This window comes from Citrobacter sp. Cpo071, from assembly GCF_030332765.1.
GTDB lineage: Bacteria > Pseudomonadota > Gammaproteobacteria > Enterobacterales > Enterobacteriaceae > Citrobacter > Citrobacter portucalensis.
Genome location: NZ_JAOWHE010000068.1, coordinates 154,492 through 170,078, shown reverse-complemented (window position 1 = coordinate 170,078; position 15,587 = coordinate 154,492). Strand labels below are relative to the sequence as shown.

16 protein-coding genes are annotated in these 15,587 nt (G+C 52.6%); 11 read left to right on the top strand and 5 right to left on the bottom strand.

Annotation, left to right across the window (positions count from 1 at the left end):
- Window positions 1-68 precede the first annotated feature (68 nt).
- Window positions 69-323 carry a BolA family iron metabolism protein IbaG gene (ibaG, locus tag OGY09_RS05365; RefSeq protein WP_003025040.1) on the top strand — a complete coding sequence of 85 codons (255 nt, stop codon included), beginning with the start codon at window positions 69-71 and terminating at the stop codon, window positions 321-323.
- A gap of 53 nt (window positions 324-376) precedes the next feature.
- Complete coding sequence (gene murA, locus OGY09_RS05360) at window positions 377-1,636, top strand: UDP-N-acetylglucosamine 1-carboxyvinyltransferase (RefSeq protein WP_032945112.1); 1,260 nt, start codon at window positions 377-379, stop codon at window positions 1,634-1,636.
- 56 nt (window positions 1,637-1,692) lie between these two features.
- Here murA and sfsB read toward each other — a convergent pair whose 3' ends face one another.
- Together sfsB and ispB are read right to left on the bottom strand one after the other, a co-directional pair.
- Window positions 1,693-1,977 carry a DNA-binding transcriptional regulator SfsB gene (sfsB, locus tag OGY09_RS05355; protein WP_003025035.1) on the bottom strand — a complete coding sequence of 95 codons (285 nt, stop codon included), beginning with the start codon at window positions 1,975-1,977 and terminating at the stop codon, window positions 1,693-1,695.
- A gap of 220 nt (window positions 1,978-2,197) precedes the next feature.
- The gene (ispB, locus tag OGY09_RS05350) at window positions 2,198-3,169 is read right to left on the bottom strand and encodes an octaprenyl diphosphate synthase (protein WP_003839953.1); all 972 of its coding nucleotides are present in this window, start codon (window positions 3,167-3,169) and stop codon (window positions 2,198-2,200) included.
- A 258-nt stretch (window positions 3,170-3,427) separates the two neighbouring features.
- Between ispB and rplU the strand changes: the two genes are divergently transcribed.
- The 4 genes from rplU (at window position 3,428) to cgtA (ending at window position 6,297) form a co-directional block, all read left to right on the top strand.
- Entirely contained in the window at window positions 3,428-3,739 is a 312-nt protein-coding gene (rplU, locus tag OGY09_RS05345; RefSeq protein ID WP_003025032.1) for a 50S ribosomal protein L21, read from the top strand.
- 19 nt (window positions 3,740-3,758) lie between these two features.
- Window positions 3,759-4,016 (top strand): 50S ribosomal protein L27, encoded by a 258-nt coding sequence (rpmA, locus tag OGY09_RS05340; protein ID WP_003025030.1) that lies wholly within the window; start codon window positions 3,759-3,761, stop codon window positions 4,014-4,016.
- 127 nt (window positions 4,017-4,143) lie between these two features.
- A complete protein-coding gene (locus OGY09_RS05335) occupies window positions 4,144-5,109 on the top strand; it encodes a DMT family transporter (protein WP_032945110.1) in 966 nt (321 codons plus the stop codon).
- A gap of 15 nt (window positions 5,110-5,124) precedes the next feature.
- A complete protein-coding gene (cgtA, locus tag OGY09_RS05330; RefSeq protein ID WP_003828732.1) occupies window positions 5,125-6,297 on the top strand; it encodes an Obg family GTPase CgtA in 1,173 nt (390 codons plus the stop codon).
- 100 nt (window positions 6,298-6,397) lie between these two features.
- Here cgtA and dacB read toward each other — a convergent pair whose 3' ends face one another.
- Entirely contained in the window at window positions 6,398-7,831 is a 1,434-nt protein-coding gene (dacB, locus tag OGY09_RS05325; RefSeq protein WP_032945109.1) for a serine-type D-Ala-D-Ala carboxypeptidase, read from the bottom strand.
- Between the two features lie 248 nt (window positions 7,832-8,079).
- On the opposite strand from dacB, the gene greA reads away from it, so the two are divergent.
- Window positions 8,080-8,556: a transcription elongation factor GreA gene (greA, locus tag OGY09_RS05320; RefSeq protein ID WP_003025019.1), complete on the top strand. Its 477-nt coding sequence runs from the start codon at window positions 8,080-8,082 to the stop codon at window positions 8,554-8,556.
- A 153-nt stretch (window positions 8,557-8,709) separates the two neighbouring features.
- On the opposite strand, the gene yhbY is transcribed toward greA, so the two are convergent.
- Window positions 8,710-9,003 (bottom strand): ribosome assembly RNA-binding protein YhbY, encoded by a 294-nt coding sequence (yhbY, locus tag OGY09_RS05315; RefSeq protein ID WP_003025016.1) that lies wholly within the window; start codon window positions 9,001-9,003, stop codon window positions 8,710-8,712.
- A 125-nt stretch (window positions 9,004-9,128) separates the two neighbouring features.
- Here yhbY and rlmE point away from each other — a divergent pair, with 125 nt between their 5' ends.
- The 4 genes from rlmE (at window position 9,129) to glmM (ending at window position 14,069) form a co-directional block, all read left to right on the top strand.
- Window positions 9,129-9,758: a 23S rRNA (uridine(2552)-2'-O)-methyltransferase RlmE gene (rlmE, locus tag OGY09_RS05310; protein WP_032945107.1), complete on the top strand. Its 630-nt coding sequence runs from the start codon at window positions 9,129-9,131 to the stop codon at window positions 9,756-9,758.
- Between the two features lie 99 nt (window positions 9,759-9,857).
- Window positions 9,858-11,792, top strand: a complete 1,935-nt coding sequence (gene ftsH, locus OGY09_RS05305; protein ID WP_003025013.1) for an ATP-dependent zinc metalloprotease FtsH — start codon at window positions 9,858-9,860, stop codon at window positions 11,790-11,792.
- 98 nt (window positions 11,793-11,890) lie between these two features.
- On the top strand, window positions 11,891-12,739 hold the full coding sequence (gene folP / locus OGY09_RS05300; RefSeq protein WP_020996352.1) for a dihydropteroate synthase: 849 nt from the start codon (window positions 11,891-11,893) through the stop codon (window positions 12,737-12,739).
- Window positions 12,732-14,069, top strand: coding sequence for a phosphoglucosamine mutase (glmM, locus tag OGY09_RS05295; RefSeq protein WP_008785919.1), 1,338 nt, complete (start codon window positions 12,732-12,734; stop codon window positions 14,067-14,069). Before folP ends, glmM begins: the two co-directional genes overlap by 8 nt.
- Before the next feature lie 43 nt (window positions 14,070-14,112).
- Here glmM and dcuC read toward each other — a convergent pair whose 3' ends face one another.
- Entirely contained in the window at window positions 14,113-15,579 is a 1,467-nt protein-coding gene (gene dcuC / locus OGY09_RS05290; protein WP_032945106.1) for a C4-dicarboxylate transporter DcuC, read from the bottom strand.
- Window positions 15,580-15,587 lie beyond the last annotated feature (8 nt).

Here is a 15,587-nt window from a genome sequence, read left to right as displayed (position 1 = left end):
TATTTATGACAGCGCCACTTTGCTCTAAGATGTTGGGCTGTTTTCACTATCTGACGAATGAAGAGCCCATGGAAAATAATGAAATTCAGAGCGTGCTGATGAATGCACTCTCCCTCCAGGAAGTCCACGTTTCTGGCGACGGCAGTCACTTTCAGGTTATTGCCGTGGGTGAGATGTTTGAAGGCATGAGCCGGGTCAAGAAGCAGCAATCGGTCTATGGCCCGTTGATGGAGTACATTGCGGACAACCGCATTCATGCCGTGTCGATTAAGGCGTTTACCCCAGCGGAATGGGCGCGCGATCGCAAACTTAACGGTTTTTGAGCTACGGGTGATGTGCCGGTAGCGAAGATAAATTCTTAACAGAGAACAGAATAATGGATAAATTTCGTGTTCAGGGGCCAACTAAGCTCCAGGGCGAAGTCACAATTTCAGGCGCTAAAAACGCCGCACTGCCGATCCTGTTTGCGGCGCTGCTGGCTGAAGAACCTGTAGAGATCCAAAACGTCCCGAAACTGAAGGACGTTGACACATCAATGAAGCTGCTGAGCCAGCTGGGTGCGAAAGTTGAGCGTAATGGTTCTGTGCACATCGATGCGCGTGATGTGAACGTCTTCTGTGCGCCGTACGATCTGGTGAAAACCATGCGTGCATCCATTTGGGCGCTCGGGCCGCTGGTTGCCCGCTTTGGTCAGGGCCAGGTTTCACTGCCGGGCGGCTGCACCATCGGCGCACGTCCGGTTGACCTGCACATTACCGGCCTGGAGCAGTTAGGCGCGACTATTAAGCTGGAAGAAGGCTATGTGAAGGCGTCCGTTGAGGGCCGTCTGAAAGGCGCGCATATCGTCATGGACAAAGTGAGCGTCGGCGCGACGGTCACCATCATGTGCGCAGCAACGCTTGCCGAAGGCACTACCATCATCGAAAACGCCGCGCGCGAGCCGGAGATCGTGGATACCGCGAACTTCCTGATTGCGCTGGGCGCGAAGATCACGGGTCAGGGCACCGATCGTATTACCATCGAAGGTGTTGAGCGTCTTGGCGGTGGTGTTTATCGCGTTCTGCCAGATCGTATCGAAACCGGTACCTTCCTGGTGGCGGCGGCAATTTCTCGCGGCAAAATTATCTGCCGTAATGCACAGCCGGACACGCTGGATGCCGTACTGGCGAAGCTGCGTGATGCGGGTGCGGATATTGAAGTGGGTGATGATTGGATCAGCCTTGATATGCACGGTAAACGTCCGAAAGCCGTCAATGTGCGTACTGCACCGCATCCGGCGTTCCCTACCGACATGCAGGCCCAGTTCACGTTGCTGAACCTGGTAGCTGAAGGGACCGGCTTCATCACGGAAACCGTGTTTGAGAACCGCTTTATGCACGTGCCTGAGCTGAGCCGTATGGGTGCTCACGCAGAAATCGAAAGCAATACCGTGATTTGCCACGGCGTGGAAACGCTCTCTGGCGCACAGGTTATGGCGACCGATCTGCGCGCATCTGCAAGCCTGGTGCTGGCAGGGTGTATTGCTGAAGGTACGACGGTAGTCGACCGTATTTATCACATCGATCGCGGCTATGAGCGCATCGAAGATAAACTGCGTGCGCTGGGCGCAAACATTGAGCGCGTGAAAGGCGAGTAATCGTCAACGTCTCTTGTAACCCCCAGTTCAGTTGGCCGGGGGTTACAGCTCAATGTTCATTCCGGATTCTTTTTCTCTCTGCGACTCCTCATCATCCGCGTTCTGTCGATGAACTCATGCGTTTTGGCATCGTGATAGCGTGACGGCCAAATCACCCAGGGGTCAGTTCCCAGTGCCCGGGCGATAATCAACTCACCTTTTGGCCATGGTCTCGTTAACGCATTGGCCAGCGTTGATGAACTCAATCCATTTTTACGTGATTCAGCGGCCATTGAGGTCCCTTTCTTGCGCAGTCCGGCGATGATGTCGGCCGGATGCCAGTCAATCAGCTTGCTTTCCATCAATTCATCTCTCCTTTGGTTAACGGCTTACGGTTTCACGATCGGTTGTGCCGACACTATAACGCCCGAAGAACGAATGTTCTAAAATGTTCATGTAAAGTGTGCGTATATTCAGAATATGCCAAGGTTCTTCGTGATTATCTGGAAGGGGGAAATGATTACTGGAACTTATAAGAAAATCCCGTGCAGGGCACGGGATGAGGGAGGATGCTGTAGGGAATTAACGGTCGCGCTGTACGGCAATATGTGCCAGACCAATCAGCGCTTCTCTCCACGGTGTATCAGGCAGCACCTGCAGCGCAGCGATGGCTTTATCAGCCTCTTCTTCTGCCCGCTGACGGGTCCATTCCAGAGAACCACAGGCGTTCATCGCTTCCAGAACCGGTTCCAGAAGGTGACGACCATTACCTTGCTCAATGGCCTGGCGGATCATTAGCGCTTGTTCTGGGGTGCCGTGGCGCATGGCATGCAGCAGTGGCAGCGTTGGTTTACCCTCGTTGAGGTCATCACCGACGTTTTTACCCAGCTGCTCGCCATCTGCGCTGTAATCCAGCAAATCGTCAATTAACTGGAAAGCGGTACCGAGATAACGGCCATAATCCTGCAACCCTTTTTCTTGTTCTTCGCTACAGCCAGCCAGAATACCTGAACATTGGGCTGCCGCTTCAAACAAACGCGCGGTCTTACTGTAGATGACGCGCATATAGTTTTCTTCGGTGATGTCCGGGTCGTTGACGTTCATCAACTGCAAGACTTCGCCTTCGGCAATGACGTTGACTGCTTTCGACATGACTTCCAGCACTTTCAACGAGCCAAGGCTGGTCATCATCTGAAATGCACGGGTATAGATAAAATCGCCAACCAGCACGCTGGCCGCATTACCAAACGCCGCATTTGCTGTGGCTTTCCCACGGCGCATGTCTGACTCATCCACAACATCGTCGTGCAGTAGGGTCGCTGTGTGGATAAACTCGATGAGGGCCGCAATCGTAACGTGCGCATTTTCCTGGTAGCCAACGGCCCGCGCGGCGAGGACGGCGATCATTGGGCGAATGCGTTTTCCGCCGCCGCTAACGATGTAGTACCCCAGTTGATTGATCAACTGAACGTCGGAATTGAGCTGTTCAAGGATTGTCGCATTGACCCCCGCCATATCTTGCGCGGTTAACTCATTGATTTTTTCTAAATTCATCGCAAAAGCCGGGCTTCTCGCCCCGATTACCTTACTGTGTGGGAAGGTAACGTCGGGTTTAGGGTTATAAATATATGCTGATTGTACTGAAAAAACGCCGTAGATAAACGTTACCGTACGTGTTGTGTTTTTTTTCTTCATGTATTGACGGTAGCACTTGTCAAAGGCTCGCGTTTTGCGTAATATTCGCGCCCTATTGTGAATATTTATAGCGCACTCTGAATCATCAAAAAGGTGTGCGCGGAAGCGGAGTTTTTTATGTACGCGGTTTTCCAAAGTGGTGGTAAACAACACCGAGTAAGCGAAGGTCAGACCGTTCGCCTGGAAAAGCTGGACATCGCAACTGGCGAATCTGTTGAATTCGCAGAAGTTCTGATGATCGCAAACGGTGAAGAAGTCAAAATCGGCGTTCCTTTCGTTGATGGCGGCGTTATCAAAGCTGAAGTCGTTGCTCACGGTCGTGGCGAGAAAGTTAAAATTGTTAAGTTTCGTCGTCGTAAACACTACCGTAAGCAGCAGGGCCATCGTCAGTGGTTCACTGATGTGAAAATCACTGGCATCAGCGCTTAAGTTAAGGGGAGCAGATTAAATGGCACATAAAAAGGCTGGCGGCTCGACTCGTAACGGTCGCGATTCAGAAGCTAAACGTCTGGGCGTAAAACGCTTCGGCGGTGAAACAGTTCTGGCTGGTAGCATCATCGTTCGTCAACGTGGTACTAAATTCCACGCTGGCTCCAACGTTGGTTGCGGCAAAGACCACACTCTGTTTGCTAAAGCAGACGGTAAAGTGAAATTTGAAGTGAAAGGCCCGAAAAACCGTAAATTCATCAGCATCGTTGCTGAATAAGTTTTTCGCGTCCCGGTAACGGATAAAAGCCCCGCAACACGTTGCGGGGCTTTTTACATTCGACGGCCGGTAAATACGCTCGTCGCGCCGTGACAACCCGGAAACGAGCCCTTGCAGGGAATACGGCATGAAGCAGCAGGCAGGCATTGGTATTCTGTTAGCACTCACAACGGCAGTATGTTGGGGCGCTTTGCCAATAGCAATGAAGCAAGTGCTGGAGGTGATGGAGCCTCCTACCGTGGTGTTCTACCGTTTTTTAATGGCAAGCGTTGGCCTTGGCGCTATTCTTGCGGTTAAAAAAAAGCTCCCTCCGTTGCGTATTTTTCGCAAAGCGCGTTGGCTGGTGTTGCTGGCTATTGCAACCGGTGGGTTGTTCGGTAACTTCATTCTGTTTAGTTCATCCTTGCAGTATTTGAGCCCAACGGCTTCGCAGGTTATCGGTCAGCTGTCACCGGTTGGTATGATGATCGCCAGCGTCTTTATCCTGAAAGAAAAGATGCGCGGCACGCAGGTGATTGGCGCCATTATGCTTCTGAGCGGCCTGGTCCTGTTTTTTAATACCAGTCTGATCGAAATTTTTACCCGACTCACCGATTACACATGGGGCGTTATCTTTGGTGTCGGTGCGGCGATGGTCTGGGTGAGTTATGGGGTCGCGCAAAAGGTGTTATTGCGCCGCCTGGCATCACCGCAGATCCTGTTTTTACTGTACACTTTATGTACGATTGCGTTGTTGCCGCTGGCTAAACCCGGTGTCATCACGCAGCTCAGCGACTGGCAGCTGGCATGCCTGGTATTCTGCGGCCTGAATACGCTGGTAGGATATGGCGCTCTCGCGGAAGCGATGGCGCGTTGGCAGGCGGCGCAGGTGAGCGCTCTTATCACGCTCACACCGCTGTTTACGTTGTTATTTTCAGATTTATTATCACTGGCCTGGCCCGATTTCTTCGCCAGACCGATGCTAAACCTATTAGGTTATCTCGGTGCGTTTATCGTGGTTGCGGGCGCGATGTATTCCGCCATTGGTCATCGAATTTGGGGCGGTTTACGTAAGCATGAAACGGTGGTTTCGCAACCCCGCTCAGGCGAATGATTTACGGAGAGTAAAATGAAGTTTGTTGATGAAGCATCGATTCTGGTCGTTGCAGGTGATGGCGGTAATGGTTGCGTCAGCTTCCGCCGCGAAAAGTACATCCCAAAAGGCGGTCCGGACGGTGGTGATGGTGGTGACGGTGGTGACGTTTGGCTGGAAGCCGACGAAAACCTGAACACGCTGATCGATTACCGTTTTGAAAAATCATTCCGTGCGGAACGTGGTCAGAATGGCGCGAGCCGTGATTGCACCGGTAAGCGTGGCAAAGACGTTACCATTAAAGTACCTGTTGGTACGCGTGTTATCGATCAGGGCACGGGCGAAACCATGGGCGACATGACCAAACATGGTCAGCGTCTGATGGTCGCTAAAGGTGGCTGGCACGGTCTGGGCAACACCCGTTTCAAATCCTCGGTTAACCGTACTCCGCGTCAGAAAACAATGGGTACGCCGGGTGATAAGCGCGATCTGATGCTGGAGCTGATGCTGCTGGCGGACGTGGGTATGCTGGGCATGCCAAACGCTGGGAAATCGACCTTTATCCGTGCGGTGTCCGCGGCGAAGCCGAAAGTCGCTGATTATCCGTTTACCACCCTGGTGCCGAGCCTGGGCGTGGTGCGTATGGACAACGAAAAGAGCTTCGTGGTTGCCGACATTCCGGGACTGATTGAAGGCGCGGCTGAAGGCGCAGGCCTGGGCATCCGCTTCCTGAAACACCTGGAACGTTGCCGTGTACTGCTTCACCTCATCGATATCGATCCGATTGATGGCTCTGATCCAGTTGAAAACGCCCGTATCATTATTGGCGAACTGGAAAAATACAGTCAGGATTTGGCATCTAAACCGCGCTGGTTAGTGTTCAACAAAATTGATTTGATGGACAAGGCTGAAGCGGAAGAGAAAGCGAAAGCGATCGCCGAAGCGTTGGGTTGGGAAGGTAAATATTACCTGATCTCTGCCGCCAGCCAGCTGGGCGTGAAAGATCTCTGCTGGGATGTGATGACCTTTATCATCGAGAACCCGATTGTTCAGGCTGAAGAAGCGAAACAGCCAGAGAAAGTTGAGTTCATGTGGGATGATTATCACCGCCAGCAGCTCGCTGAAGTCGAAGACGAAGCGGAAGATGACTGGGATGACGATTGGGACGAAGACGACGAAGAAGGCGTTGAGTTCATCTACAAGCGTTAATCTCGTCGCCGGATGGCGCTAGCGCTTATCCGGCCTACGGACGGCATCATATCGTAGGCCGGATAAGACGCGTTAGCGTCGACATCCGGCAATAATGCACTCAGTTGTTCTGATAAATATCCTTGTACAACCGGCTCTCGAAGCGCACCAACGGAATACGGCGATTACGCTGGTCAGCTGGCTCTACCGCATAACCAGATAAATACTGCACGAATGCCATGCGTTGGCCGCTTGCCGTGGTGATGAAACCTGCGAGGTTATAAACCCCCTGCAGCGAGCCTGTCTTCGCCGATACTTTGCCATCCACACCAGCCTGATGCAGACCCGCACGGTATTGCAGAGAGCCGTCGTGGCCCGCCAGTGGCAGCATAGTGATAAAGTTCAGCTCGTTATCGTGTTGAGCGATATATTGCAGCACCTGCATCATGGTCGCTGGGGCAATCAGGTTATGGCGGGAGAGGCCAGAACCGTCGGCAATAATAGTGTTGCCGATATCGACGCCTGCCTGCTGACGCAAAATCTGGCGCACGGCGTCAGAACCCGCCCGCCAGGTGCCCGGCACGTTAAATCGGGCATGACCAATCATACGGAAAACGGTATCGGCAATCATGTTGTCCGATTTTTTCAGCATAATCTTAAGCAGGTCATGTAGCGGCGCAGACTGTTTACTGGCGACCACCGTTCCTGGTTCGTTGACCAACGTCTGGCGCAGCAGTGTACCGCTGTAGGTGATACCTGCTTGTTTTAGCTCATCTTTGATAATTGCCCCGGCATAGCTGGCACCGTCCTGAATGGCGAACGCCAGCGGCAGCGGATCGGCACGTTGTGGCAGGCATCCGGTCAGCGTATAGCGGTTGAGATCGCCGGGAACTACATCCAGTTCACAATATTGCGCTTCCGCAGAACCTCGGGCGAGAGTACGCACCTGACTGAACATGGTGACCGGGTAATAAGATGCCACGCGAATAAAGGCGAGATCGTTGGGTTTTTGCGCGCTGTAGAGTGAAACCGAGAAACAGTTTCTATCGACAATAGCCGCTGCGGGCGGTGCGCTAAAACACTGCGTCATGTCGTTCCAGGGCCAACCGGGCGCTTTATCATGACTGGCAAAAATAGAGGTGTCGATCAGGACATTCCCGGCAATTTGCGTCACACCTGATTTTTTCAGGGTTGCCACCATATTGCGAATATCCTGGCGTTTTAGCGTCGGATCGGCACCAAATCGTGCCACTAAGTCACCCTTCAATACGCCGCCTTCCACGCTGCCTTTGGTCTCAAGCGTGGTGGTAAAACGAAAGTCAGGCCCGAGCTGAATCAATGCCGCCAGCGCGGTGATTACTTTCTGGGTACTGGCGGGCAGCGCCATCTGCTGGCTATGAAAATCAATAGCGGGTGCAGGTGCGCCAACCTTCTGTACCATAAGGGCGAGGTTGGCCCCGGCAGGGAGCTGATTGATATACTCGTCGACGTTCGCAGCCTGAACGCTGAACGCTATACTGGCAGTCAATCCGATGGTAAATCTGGAAAATCGCATAATCTCGCGCTAACAACCTGGAAACAGGCCGTCATACTACGGCGCAACGCCCCAAAAAGTAAACGATGACCCATAAGGAACTCCAGGGTAAAATGATCATCAAATAGAGAATTGTAGCTGACCTGGGACCTTGAGCCCCGGGTCGGTATTTTTTTGCTTCTGACTCTGGCATGACACACGCCAGGGTGGGCTTAGCAGCCGGGGTGAGAGCAACTACCCCCTACAGGAATGTTCAAGAGGTATAACAAATGCAAGCTATCCCGATGACCTTACGTGGTGCTGAAAAACTGCGCGAAGAGCTGGATTTTCTGAAATCTGTGCGCCGTCCTGAAATTATTGCCGCTATCGCTGAAGCGCGTGAGCACGGTGACCTGAAAGAGAACGCGGAGTATCACGCGGCGCGCGAACAGCAGGGTTTCTGCGAAGGACGCATTAAAGATATCGAAGCTAAACTGTCCAACGCGCAGGTAATCGACGTTACTAAAATGCCGAACAATGGCCGCGTTGTTTTCGGTGCGACGGTTACCGTTCTGAATCTCGATAACGATGAAGAGCAGACCTGGCGTATTGTCGGCGATGATGAAGCCGATTTTAAACAGAACCTGATTTCAGTGAACTCGCCTATCGCTCGTGGCCTGATCGGTAAAGAGCAGGATGACGTCGTAGTTATCAAAACGCCGGGCGGCGAAGTGGAATATGAAGTGACGAAGGTAGAATACCTGTAATTCGCATCTTGGTTAAGATGTTGATACATTGTAAAGAAAGGAAAAAGGCCGCATAGCGGCCTTTTATCAACGAAGAGAGCGTGGCATTTTGCTCTCCTGCTAGCGGAAAACCCCGCGTTTTACACAAACTTCGTGTGCAACTTTGGGATATTCTTAGCGTGGCAGCGAGATTTTACGTTCTTTAGTCGGGCGATACAGTACCAGCGTTTTGCCGATGACCTGTACATTGCAGGCGCCGGTTTCGCGTACGATAGCTTCCACGATCAAGGTTTTAGTATCGCGATCTTCCGAGGCGATTTTCACCTTGATAAGTTCATGGTGCTCTAACGCTTGTTCAATCTCGGCCAGTACCCCTTCGGTCAAACCATTATTGCCAAGCATAACTACAGGCTTGAGCGGATGTGCCAGACCTTTCAGGTGCTGTTTTTGTTTAGTACTCAGATTCATCGTATATTTTTGCTTACGTTGGGATTGAAAACGGGTCATTCTACCGCCATCTCCCATATATCACCAAATAGCTGTGTAGAAATTTACACCATTGGTTACGATGAACTGCCCTTTGGGAATGTGAAATGACAGGTAAAAAGCGTTCTGCCAGCTCGAGTCGCTGGCTTCAGGAACACTTTAGCGATAAATATGTTCAACAGGCGCAGAAAAAGGGGTTACGTTCCCGTGCCTGGTTTAAACTTGATGAAATACAGCAAAGTGACAAAATTTTTAAACCAGGGATGACGATAGTTGATCTCGGTGCTGCACCCGGTGGCTGGTCGCAATATGCAGTTACGCAGATCGGTAACACCGGCCGCATTATCGCTTGCGATCTTTTACCTATGGATCCAATCGTTGGTGTGGACTTCCTTCAGGGCGACTTTCGTGATGAATTAGTCCTGAAAGCGTTACTTGAACGCGTAGGTGACAGTAAAGTACAAGTTGTCATGTCTGATATGGCGCCAAATATGTGTGGAACACCGGCGGTGGATATTCCCCGGGCCATGTATCTGGTAGAGCTGGCGCTTGGAATGGCTCGTGATGTATTAGCGCCAGGTGGTAGTTTTGTAGTGAAGGTGTTCCAGGGCGAAGGCTTCGATGAGTATCTAAGAGATATTCGCTCCCTGTTTACGAAGGTCAAAGTTCGTAAGCCGGACTCTTCTCGCGCCCGTTCGCGTGAAGTGTATATTGTAGCGACCGGGCGTAAACCATAACCGGCAGATTTCAAACGAAAGTTTGAAAGAAACTGGATATAGAGTATCCTGACGCTGTTTTTAACACAGTTGTAATATGAGGTTAATCCCTTGAGTGACATGGCGAAAAACCTAATTCTCTGGCTGGTCATTGCCGTTGTGCTGATGTCAGTATTCCAGAGCTTTGGGCCCAGCGAGTCTAATGGCCGTAAGGTTGATTACTCTACCTTCCTGCAAGAGGTCAATCAGGACCAGGTTCGTGAAGCGAAGATCAACGGACGTGAGATTAACGTTACCAAGAAAGATAGTAACCGTTACACGACCTACATCCCGGTTAACGATCCGAAGCTGCTTGATAACCTGCTGACCAAAAACGTCAAGGTTGTTGGCGAACCACCTGAAGAGCCGAGCCTGCTGGCTTCTATCTTCATTTCCTGGTTCCCAATGCTGCTGCTGATTGGTGTCTGGATCTTCTTCATGCGTCAGATGCAGGGCGGTGGTGGCAAAGGTGCCATGTCGTTCGGCAAGAGCAAAGCGCGCATGCTGACGGAAGATCAGATCAAAACGACTTTTGCTGACGTTGCGGGTTGTGACGAAGCAAAAGAAGAAGTCGCTGAGCTGGTTGAGTATCTGCGCGAACCGAGCCGTTTCCAGAAGCTGGGCGGTAAAATCCCGAAAGGCGTCCTGATGGTTGGTCCTCCGGGTACGGGTAAAACCCTGCTGGCGAAAGCTATCGCAGGTGAAGCGAAGGTTCCATTCTTCACAATTTCCGGTTCTGATTTCGTGGAAATGTTCGTGGGTGTCGGTGCATCTCGTGTGCGTGACATGTTCGAACAAGCCAAGAAAGCGGCACCGTGCATCATCTTCATCGATGAAATCGACGCCGTAGGTCGCCAGCGTGGCGCAGGTCTGGGCGGTGGTCACGATGAACGTGAACAGACGCTGAACCAGATGCTGGTTGAGATGGACGGCTTCGAAGGTAATGAAGGTATTATCGTTATCGCAGCAACTAACCGTCCGGATGTGCTTGACCCTGCGCTGCTGCGTCCAGGCCGTTTCGACCGTCAGGTTGTGGTTGGTCTGCCAGACGTTCGCGGTCGTGAACAGATCCTGAAAGTGCATATGCGTCGCGTACCGCTGTCTCCGGATATCGATGCGGCAATCATTGCACGTGGCACGCCTGGCTTCTCCGGTGCGGACCTCGCGAACCTGGTGAACGAAGCGGCGCTGTTTGCTGCTCGTGGCAACAAGCGCGTAGTGTCGATGGTTGAGTTCGAAAAAGCGAAAGACAAAATCATGATGGGTGCGGAACGTCGCTCCATGGTGATGACGGAAGCGCAGAAAGAATCTACCGCGTATCACGAAGCTGGCCACGCGATTATCGGTCGCCTGGTACCGGAACACGATCCGGTGCACAAAGTAACGATTATCCCGCGCGGTCGTGCGCTGGGTGTGACCTTCTTCCTGCCTGAAGGCGACGCAATCAGCGCCAGCCGTCAGAAACTGGAAAGTCAGATCTCCACACTGTACGGTGGCCGTCTGGCGGAAGAGATCATCTACGGTGCTGAACATGTTTCTACCGGTGCGTCGAACGACATTAAAGTCGCGACTAACCTGGCGCGTAACATGGTTACTCAGTGGGGCTTCTCCGATAAACTCGGTCCGTTGCTGTACGCTGAAGAAGAAGGCGAAGTGTTCCTGGGACGTTCTGTGGCGAAAGCGAAACACATGTCCGATGAAACCGCTCGCATTATCGATCAGGAAGTTAAGCTGCTGATTGAGCGTAACTATGACCGTGCACGTCGTTTGCTGAACGAAAACATGGACATTCTGCACTCAATGAAAGATGCGCTCATGAAATATGAGACCATCGATGCGCCGCAGATTGACGATCTAATGGCTCGCCGCGACGTACGTCCGCCAGCGGGTTGGGAAGAACCGGGTTCTTCTAACAACAACTCTGGTAGCACCGGTAAGCCGAGTGCACCGCGTCCGGTTGATGAACCGCGTGCGCCGGACTCTGGCACTATGTCAGAGCAACTGGGCGACAAATAAGTTATCGTTGATGATGACCGTGTTTTAATTGAAAACCCTGGGGCTTGCTCCGGGGTTTTTCTTATCTGCATATTCAAGATTTTACCAGGGATAAAACTATGAAACTCTTTGCTCAGGGTTCTTCACTGGATCTCAGCCATCCGCACGTCATGGGGATTTTGAACGTCACGCCAGACTCATTTTCCGATGGTGGAGCGCACAACTCTCTGGTTGAGGCGGTAAAACACGCAAACCTGATGATTAACGCCGGGGCGACTATCATTGATGTGGGCGGTGAGTCCACTCGTCCGGGCGCGGCTGATGTGAGTGTGGAAGAAGAGTTGCAGCGAGTGATCCCAGTGGTCGAGGCGATTGCTCAGCGTTTTGAAGTGTGGATTTCGGTCGATACCTCAAAACCCGAAGTGATTCGCGAATGCGCCAGAGTTGGCGCGCATATCATCAATGATATTCGCTCACTCTCGGAGCCTGGAGCGCTGGAAGCCGCAGCGGAGACCGGATTACCGGTTTGCCTGATGCATATGCAGGGGCAGCCGAAAACCATGCAGGAAGCGCCAAAGTATGAGGATGTTTTTGCTGAGGTAAACCATTACTTTGTTGAGCAAATAGCACGTTGCGAGCGGGCTGGAATCACAAAAGATAAATTGTTGCTCGACCCCGGATTCGGATTCGGTAAAAATCTCACTCACAACTACACATTACTGGCACGTTTGTCTGAGTTTCATCATTTTAATCTGCCATTGCTGGTTGGGATGTCACGAAAATCAATGGTTGGCCAGTTACTGAATGTGGGGCCATCTGAACGCCTGAGCGGTAGCCTTGCGTGCGCGGTGATTGCCGCAATGCAGGGGGCGCAGATCGTTCGTGTCCATGACGTCAAAGAAACCGTAGAAGCGATGCGTGTGGTGGAAGCCACATTGTCTGCAAAGGAAAAAAAACGCTATGAGTAATCGTAAATATTTTGGCACTGATGGGATCCGCGGTCGCGTAGGCGATGCCCCAATTACTCCTGACTTTGTGCTCAAGCTGGGCTGGGCTGCAGGGAAAGTGCTTGCTCGTCATGGTTCACGTAAAATTATTATCGGTAAAGATACGCGTATTTCCGGCTATATGCTGGAGTCTGCGCTGGAAGCGGGCCTGGCTGCCGCCGGACTCTCAGCCTCATTCACAGGGCCAATGCCAACACCCGCCGTTGCATATCTGACGCGCGCCTTCCGTGCTGAGGCCGGGATTGTTATCTCCGCTTCGCACAACCCGTACTATGACAACGGGATTAAATTCTTCTCTACCGACGGGACTAAACTGCCGGATGCAGTGGAAGAAGCCATTGAAGCCGAGATGGAAAAAGCGATCACCTGCGTGGATTCCGCTGAACTGGGTAAAGCCACGCGTATCGTTGATGCTGCCGGTCGCTATATCGAGTTTTGCAAAGGCACCTTCCCGAACGAACTGAGTCTGAATGAGCTTAAAATTGTGGTGGATTGCGCTAACGGTGCGACGTACCACATTGCGCCAAATGTACTGCGTGAACTGGGTGCAAACGTGATTGCCATTGGCTGTGAGCCAAACGGTGTGAATATCAATGAAGAAGTCGGCGCCACCGACGTCCGTGCTCTGCAGGCGCGCGTGATTGCGGAAAAAGCCGATCTGGGTATTGCGCTGGATGGCGATGGCGACCGTGTCATTATGGTTGACCACGAAGGTAATAAGGTCGATGGCGATCAGATCATGTACATCATCGCCCGTGAAGCCCTGCGTCAGGGTCAGCTGCGCGGTGGCGCGGTAGGTACGCTGATGAGCAACATGGGCCTCGAGCTGGCGCTGAAACAGTTGGGTATTCCGTTTGCCCGTGCAAAAGTTGGCGACCGCTATGTGCTGGAAAAAATGCAGGAAAAAGGCTGGCGTATCGGTGCCGAAAACTCAGGTCATGTGATCCTGCTGGACAAAACCACCACTGGTGACGGTATCGTGGCGGGTCTGCAGGTGCTGGCGGCGATGGTACGCAACCATATGAGCCTGCACGACCTGTGCAGCGGCATGAAAATGTTCCCACAGCTGCTGGTTAACGTACGATACACAGCAGGTAGCGGCGATCCACTGGAACATGAAAACGTGAAAGCGGTGATGGCGGAAGTGGAAGCGGCGCTGGGTAACCGTGGACGCGTACTGCTGCGTAAGTCTGGTACCGAACCGTTAATTCGTGTGATGGTTGAAGGTGAAGACGAAGCGCAGGTGACTGAATTCGCCCACCGTATTGCCGATGCTGTGAAAGCGGCGTAATTCCGAAGAAAGTGAAAGCCGGAGTCTGAGACTCCGGCTTTTTTTACTGTACGGCAAGCTGCCGTTTACGTCGGCGCTGCCAGAAGTAACCACCGACCATCAGTAGCACAAGGACTGCCAGCCACGGCAGAACCGCCAGCAGATGCCCAGACCGGGCAAAGGTTAACGTAATCATCAGTAGCCAACCGCCCAGCATCGGAATCGCGGTACGCTTAACAATATCCACAGGCGAGACACCTGCAATCCCTGCGATAGCAATGATTACGCCGGCGATGGGCGATAGCGTACGACCAATACCCGCCGAGATCTGGATAGGCAACATCATGACAGCGATATCGCTACCGATATGACGGCTGATGTCCGGCACCATGGGTGCGAAGGAGAAAAATGCCGCATTCCCGGAGCCCATCAGCGCTGAAATTGCGAAGGTGATCAGGGTCATCAGCAGGATAATAGAGGCGGCGCTGAGGCCAAATTCACCGGAAAGTGACAACAGTGCGTCAACGGCACCAATGGCTTTCAGTCCGGCGGAAAAAACTTCACCGGCGATAATCAGCGTCACGACGGTGGCAAAAACGCTGCCCATGCTGTCGAAAACCTTTTGTACGCCAGCCATCACCTCGCGCGCCTTGCGATGACGGCAGTACTCACAAACCAGCGTAATAGCGAGGCTTATCAGTACGGCGGTATCCAGCGTAATTTTGAGCGAGCTGAACACTAAATCGCTGCACACCAGCATCAACACCAGCGGCAGCATGGGTAAAAACAGCCAGCCGATCGGGGCGTCGGCTTCTTCGGTCGACGTTAATGTCTGCATTTGCTGAGCTGCATTGTCGCCACTTTCCCGATGGTCGAAAAAGCGTTGCACAACAATATGCAGCAGCGCGATGAAAAGGATAACGGGGACAACGATCGGCAACTGATCCTGCACGAAATAGTTCACGACCTCGATACCTGCGGTTTTGGCGGCGAGAACTGAGTTGCCGGAACCGGGACCAAACTCAACCGCACAGGTACTGGCGATAACGGCGGCAACGGCGGCGCGACTGCAGCCCAGTCGGGTCAGCAGTGGGTAAAGCGTCGCCATTAGCAACAGGCCCAGTCCGGTAGCGCTGCTGATAAACAGCGACAGGAATTGACCCAGCAGCAGCGCCAGTCCCAACAGCAGATAAGGCGAGTTCAGACGCTGCAACGGACGAGAAGTCACCCGAACCAGCACCTGGCTTGCGCCAATGGCCGACATATAGGTAGCGAAGCCACCAATCAACATAATTTGCAGCCCGAGGCCGCCGAGACGCACGCTCAGGGTATCGCGAATAAACTCAAAGGCGTCAAAGGGGCCAAATCCGGTGCTCTTTTTCACCAGGCCACTGAGTGGGGTCATTCCGCTAAAATGCGCGATAAGCAACAGCACAATCCCGGTCAATAACAGTACCGACTGGGGGTGATATTTTTTGAGGATCAGACGTCCGGCAAAAATGATGGCGATTAGCGCCAGTAGCAATGACATTCTTGCCC

Bases quoted from the DNA above. Each gene is read 5' to 3' on its own strand.
- greA (WP_003025019.1), top strand. From the start codon at position 8,080: ATGCAAGCTATCCCGATGACCTTACGTGGTGCTGAAAAACTGCGCGAA.
- glmM (WP_008785919.1), top strand. From the start codon at position 12,732: ATGAGTAATCGTAAATATTTTGGCACTGATGGGATCCGCGGTCGCGTA.
- rpmA (WP_003025030.1), top strand. From the start codon at position 3,759: ATGGCACATAAAAAGGCTGGCGGCTCGACTCGTAACGGTCGCGATTCA.
- dacB (WP_032945109.1), bottom strand. From the start codon at position 7,831: ATGCGATTTTCCAGATTTACCATCGGATTGACTGCCAGTATAGCGTTC.
- ftsH (WP_003025013.1), top strand. From the start codon at position 9,858: ATGGCGAAAAACCTAATTCTCTGGCTGGTCATTGCCGTTGTGCTGATG.
- ispB (WP_003839953.1), bottom strand. From the start codon at position 3,169: ATGAATTTAGAAAAAATCAATGAGTTAACCGCGCAAGATATGGCGGGG.
- folP (WP_020996352.1), top strand. From the start codon at position 11,891: ATGAAACTCTTTGCTCAGGGTTCTTCACTGGATCTCAGCCATCCGCAC.
- rlmE (WP_032945107.1), top strand. From the start codon at position 9,129: ATGACAGGTAAAAAGCGTTCTGCCAGCTCGAGTCGCTGGCTTCAGGAA.
- OGY09_RS05335 (WP_032945110.1), top strand. From the start codon at position 4,144: ATGAAGCAGCAGGCAGGCATTGGTATTCTGTTAGCACTCACAACGGCA.
- cgtA (WP_003828732.1), top strand. From the start codon at position 5,125: ATGAAGTTTGTTGATGAAGCATCGATTCTGGTCGTTGCAGGTGATGGC.
- ibaG (WP_003025040.1), top strand. From the start codon at position 69: ATGGAAAATAATGAAATTCAGAGCGTGCTGATGAATGCACTCTCCCTC.
- sfsB (WP_003025035.1), bottom strand. From the start codon at position 1,977: ATGGAAAGCAAGCTGATTGACTGGCATCCGGCCGACATCATCGCCGGA.
- dcuC (WP_032945106.1), bottom strand. From the start codon at position 15,579: ATGTCATTGCTACTGGCGCTAATCGCCATCATTTTTGCCGGACGTCTG.
- murA (WP_032945112.1), top strand. From the start codon at position 377: ATGGATAAATTTCGTGTTCAGGGGCCAACTAAGCTCCAGGGCGAAGTC.
- yhbY (WP_003025016.1), bottom strand. From the start codon at position 9,003: ATGAATCTGAGTACTAAACAAAAACAGCACCTGAAAGGTCTGGCACAT.
- rplU (WP_003025032.1), top strand. From the start codon at position 3,428: ATGTACGCGGTTTTCCAAAGTGGTGGTAAACAACACCGAGTAAGCGAA.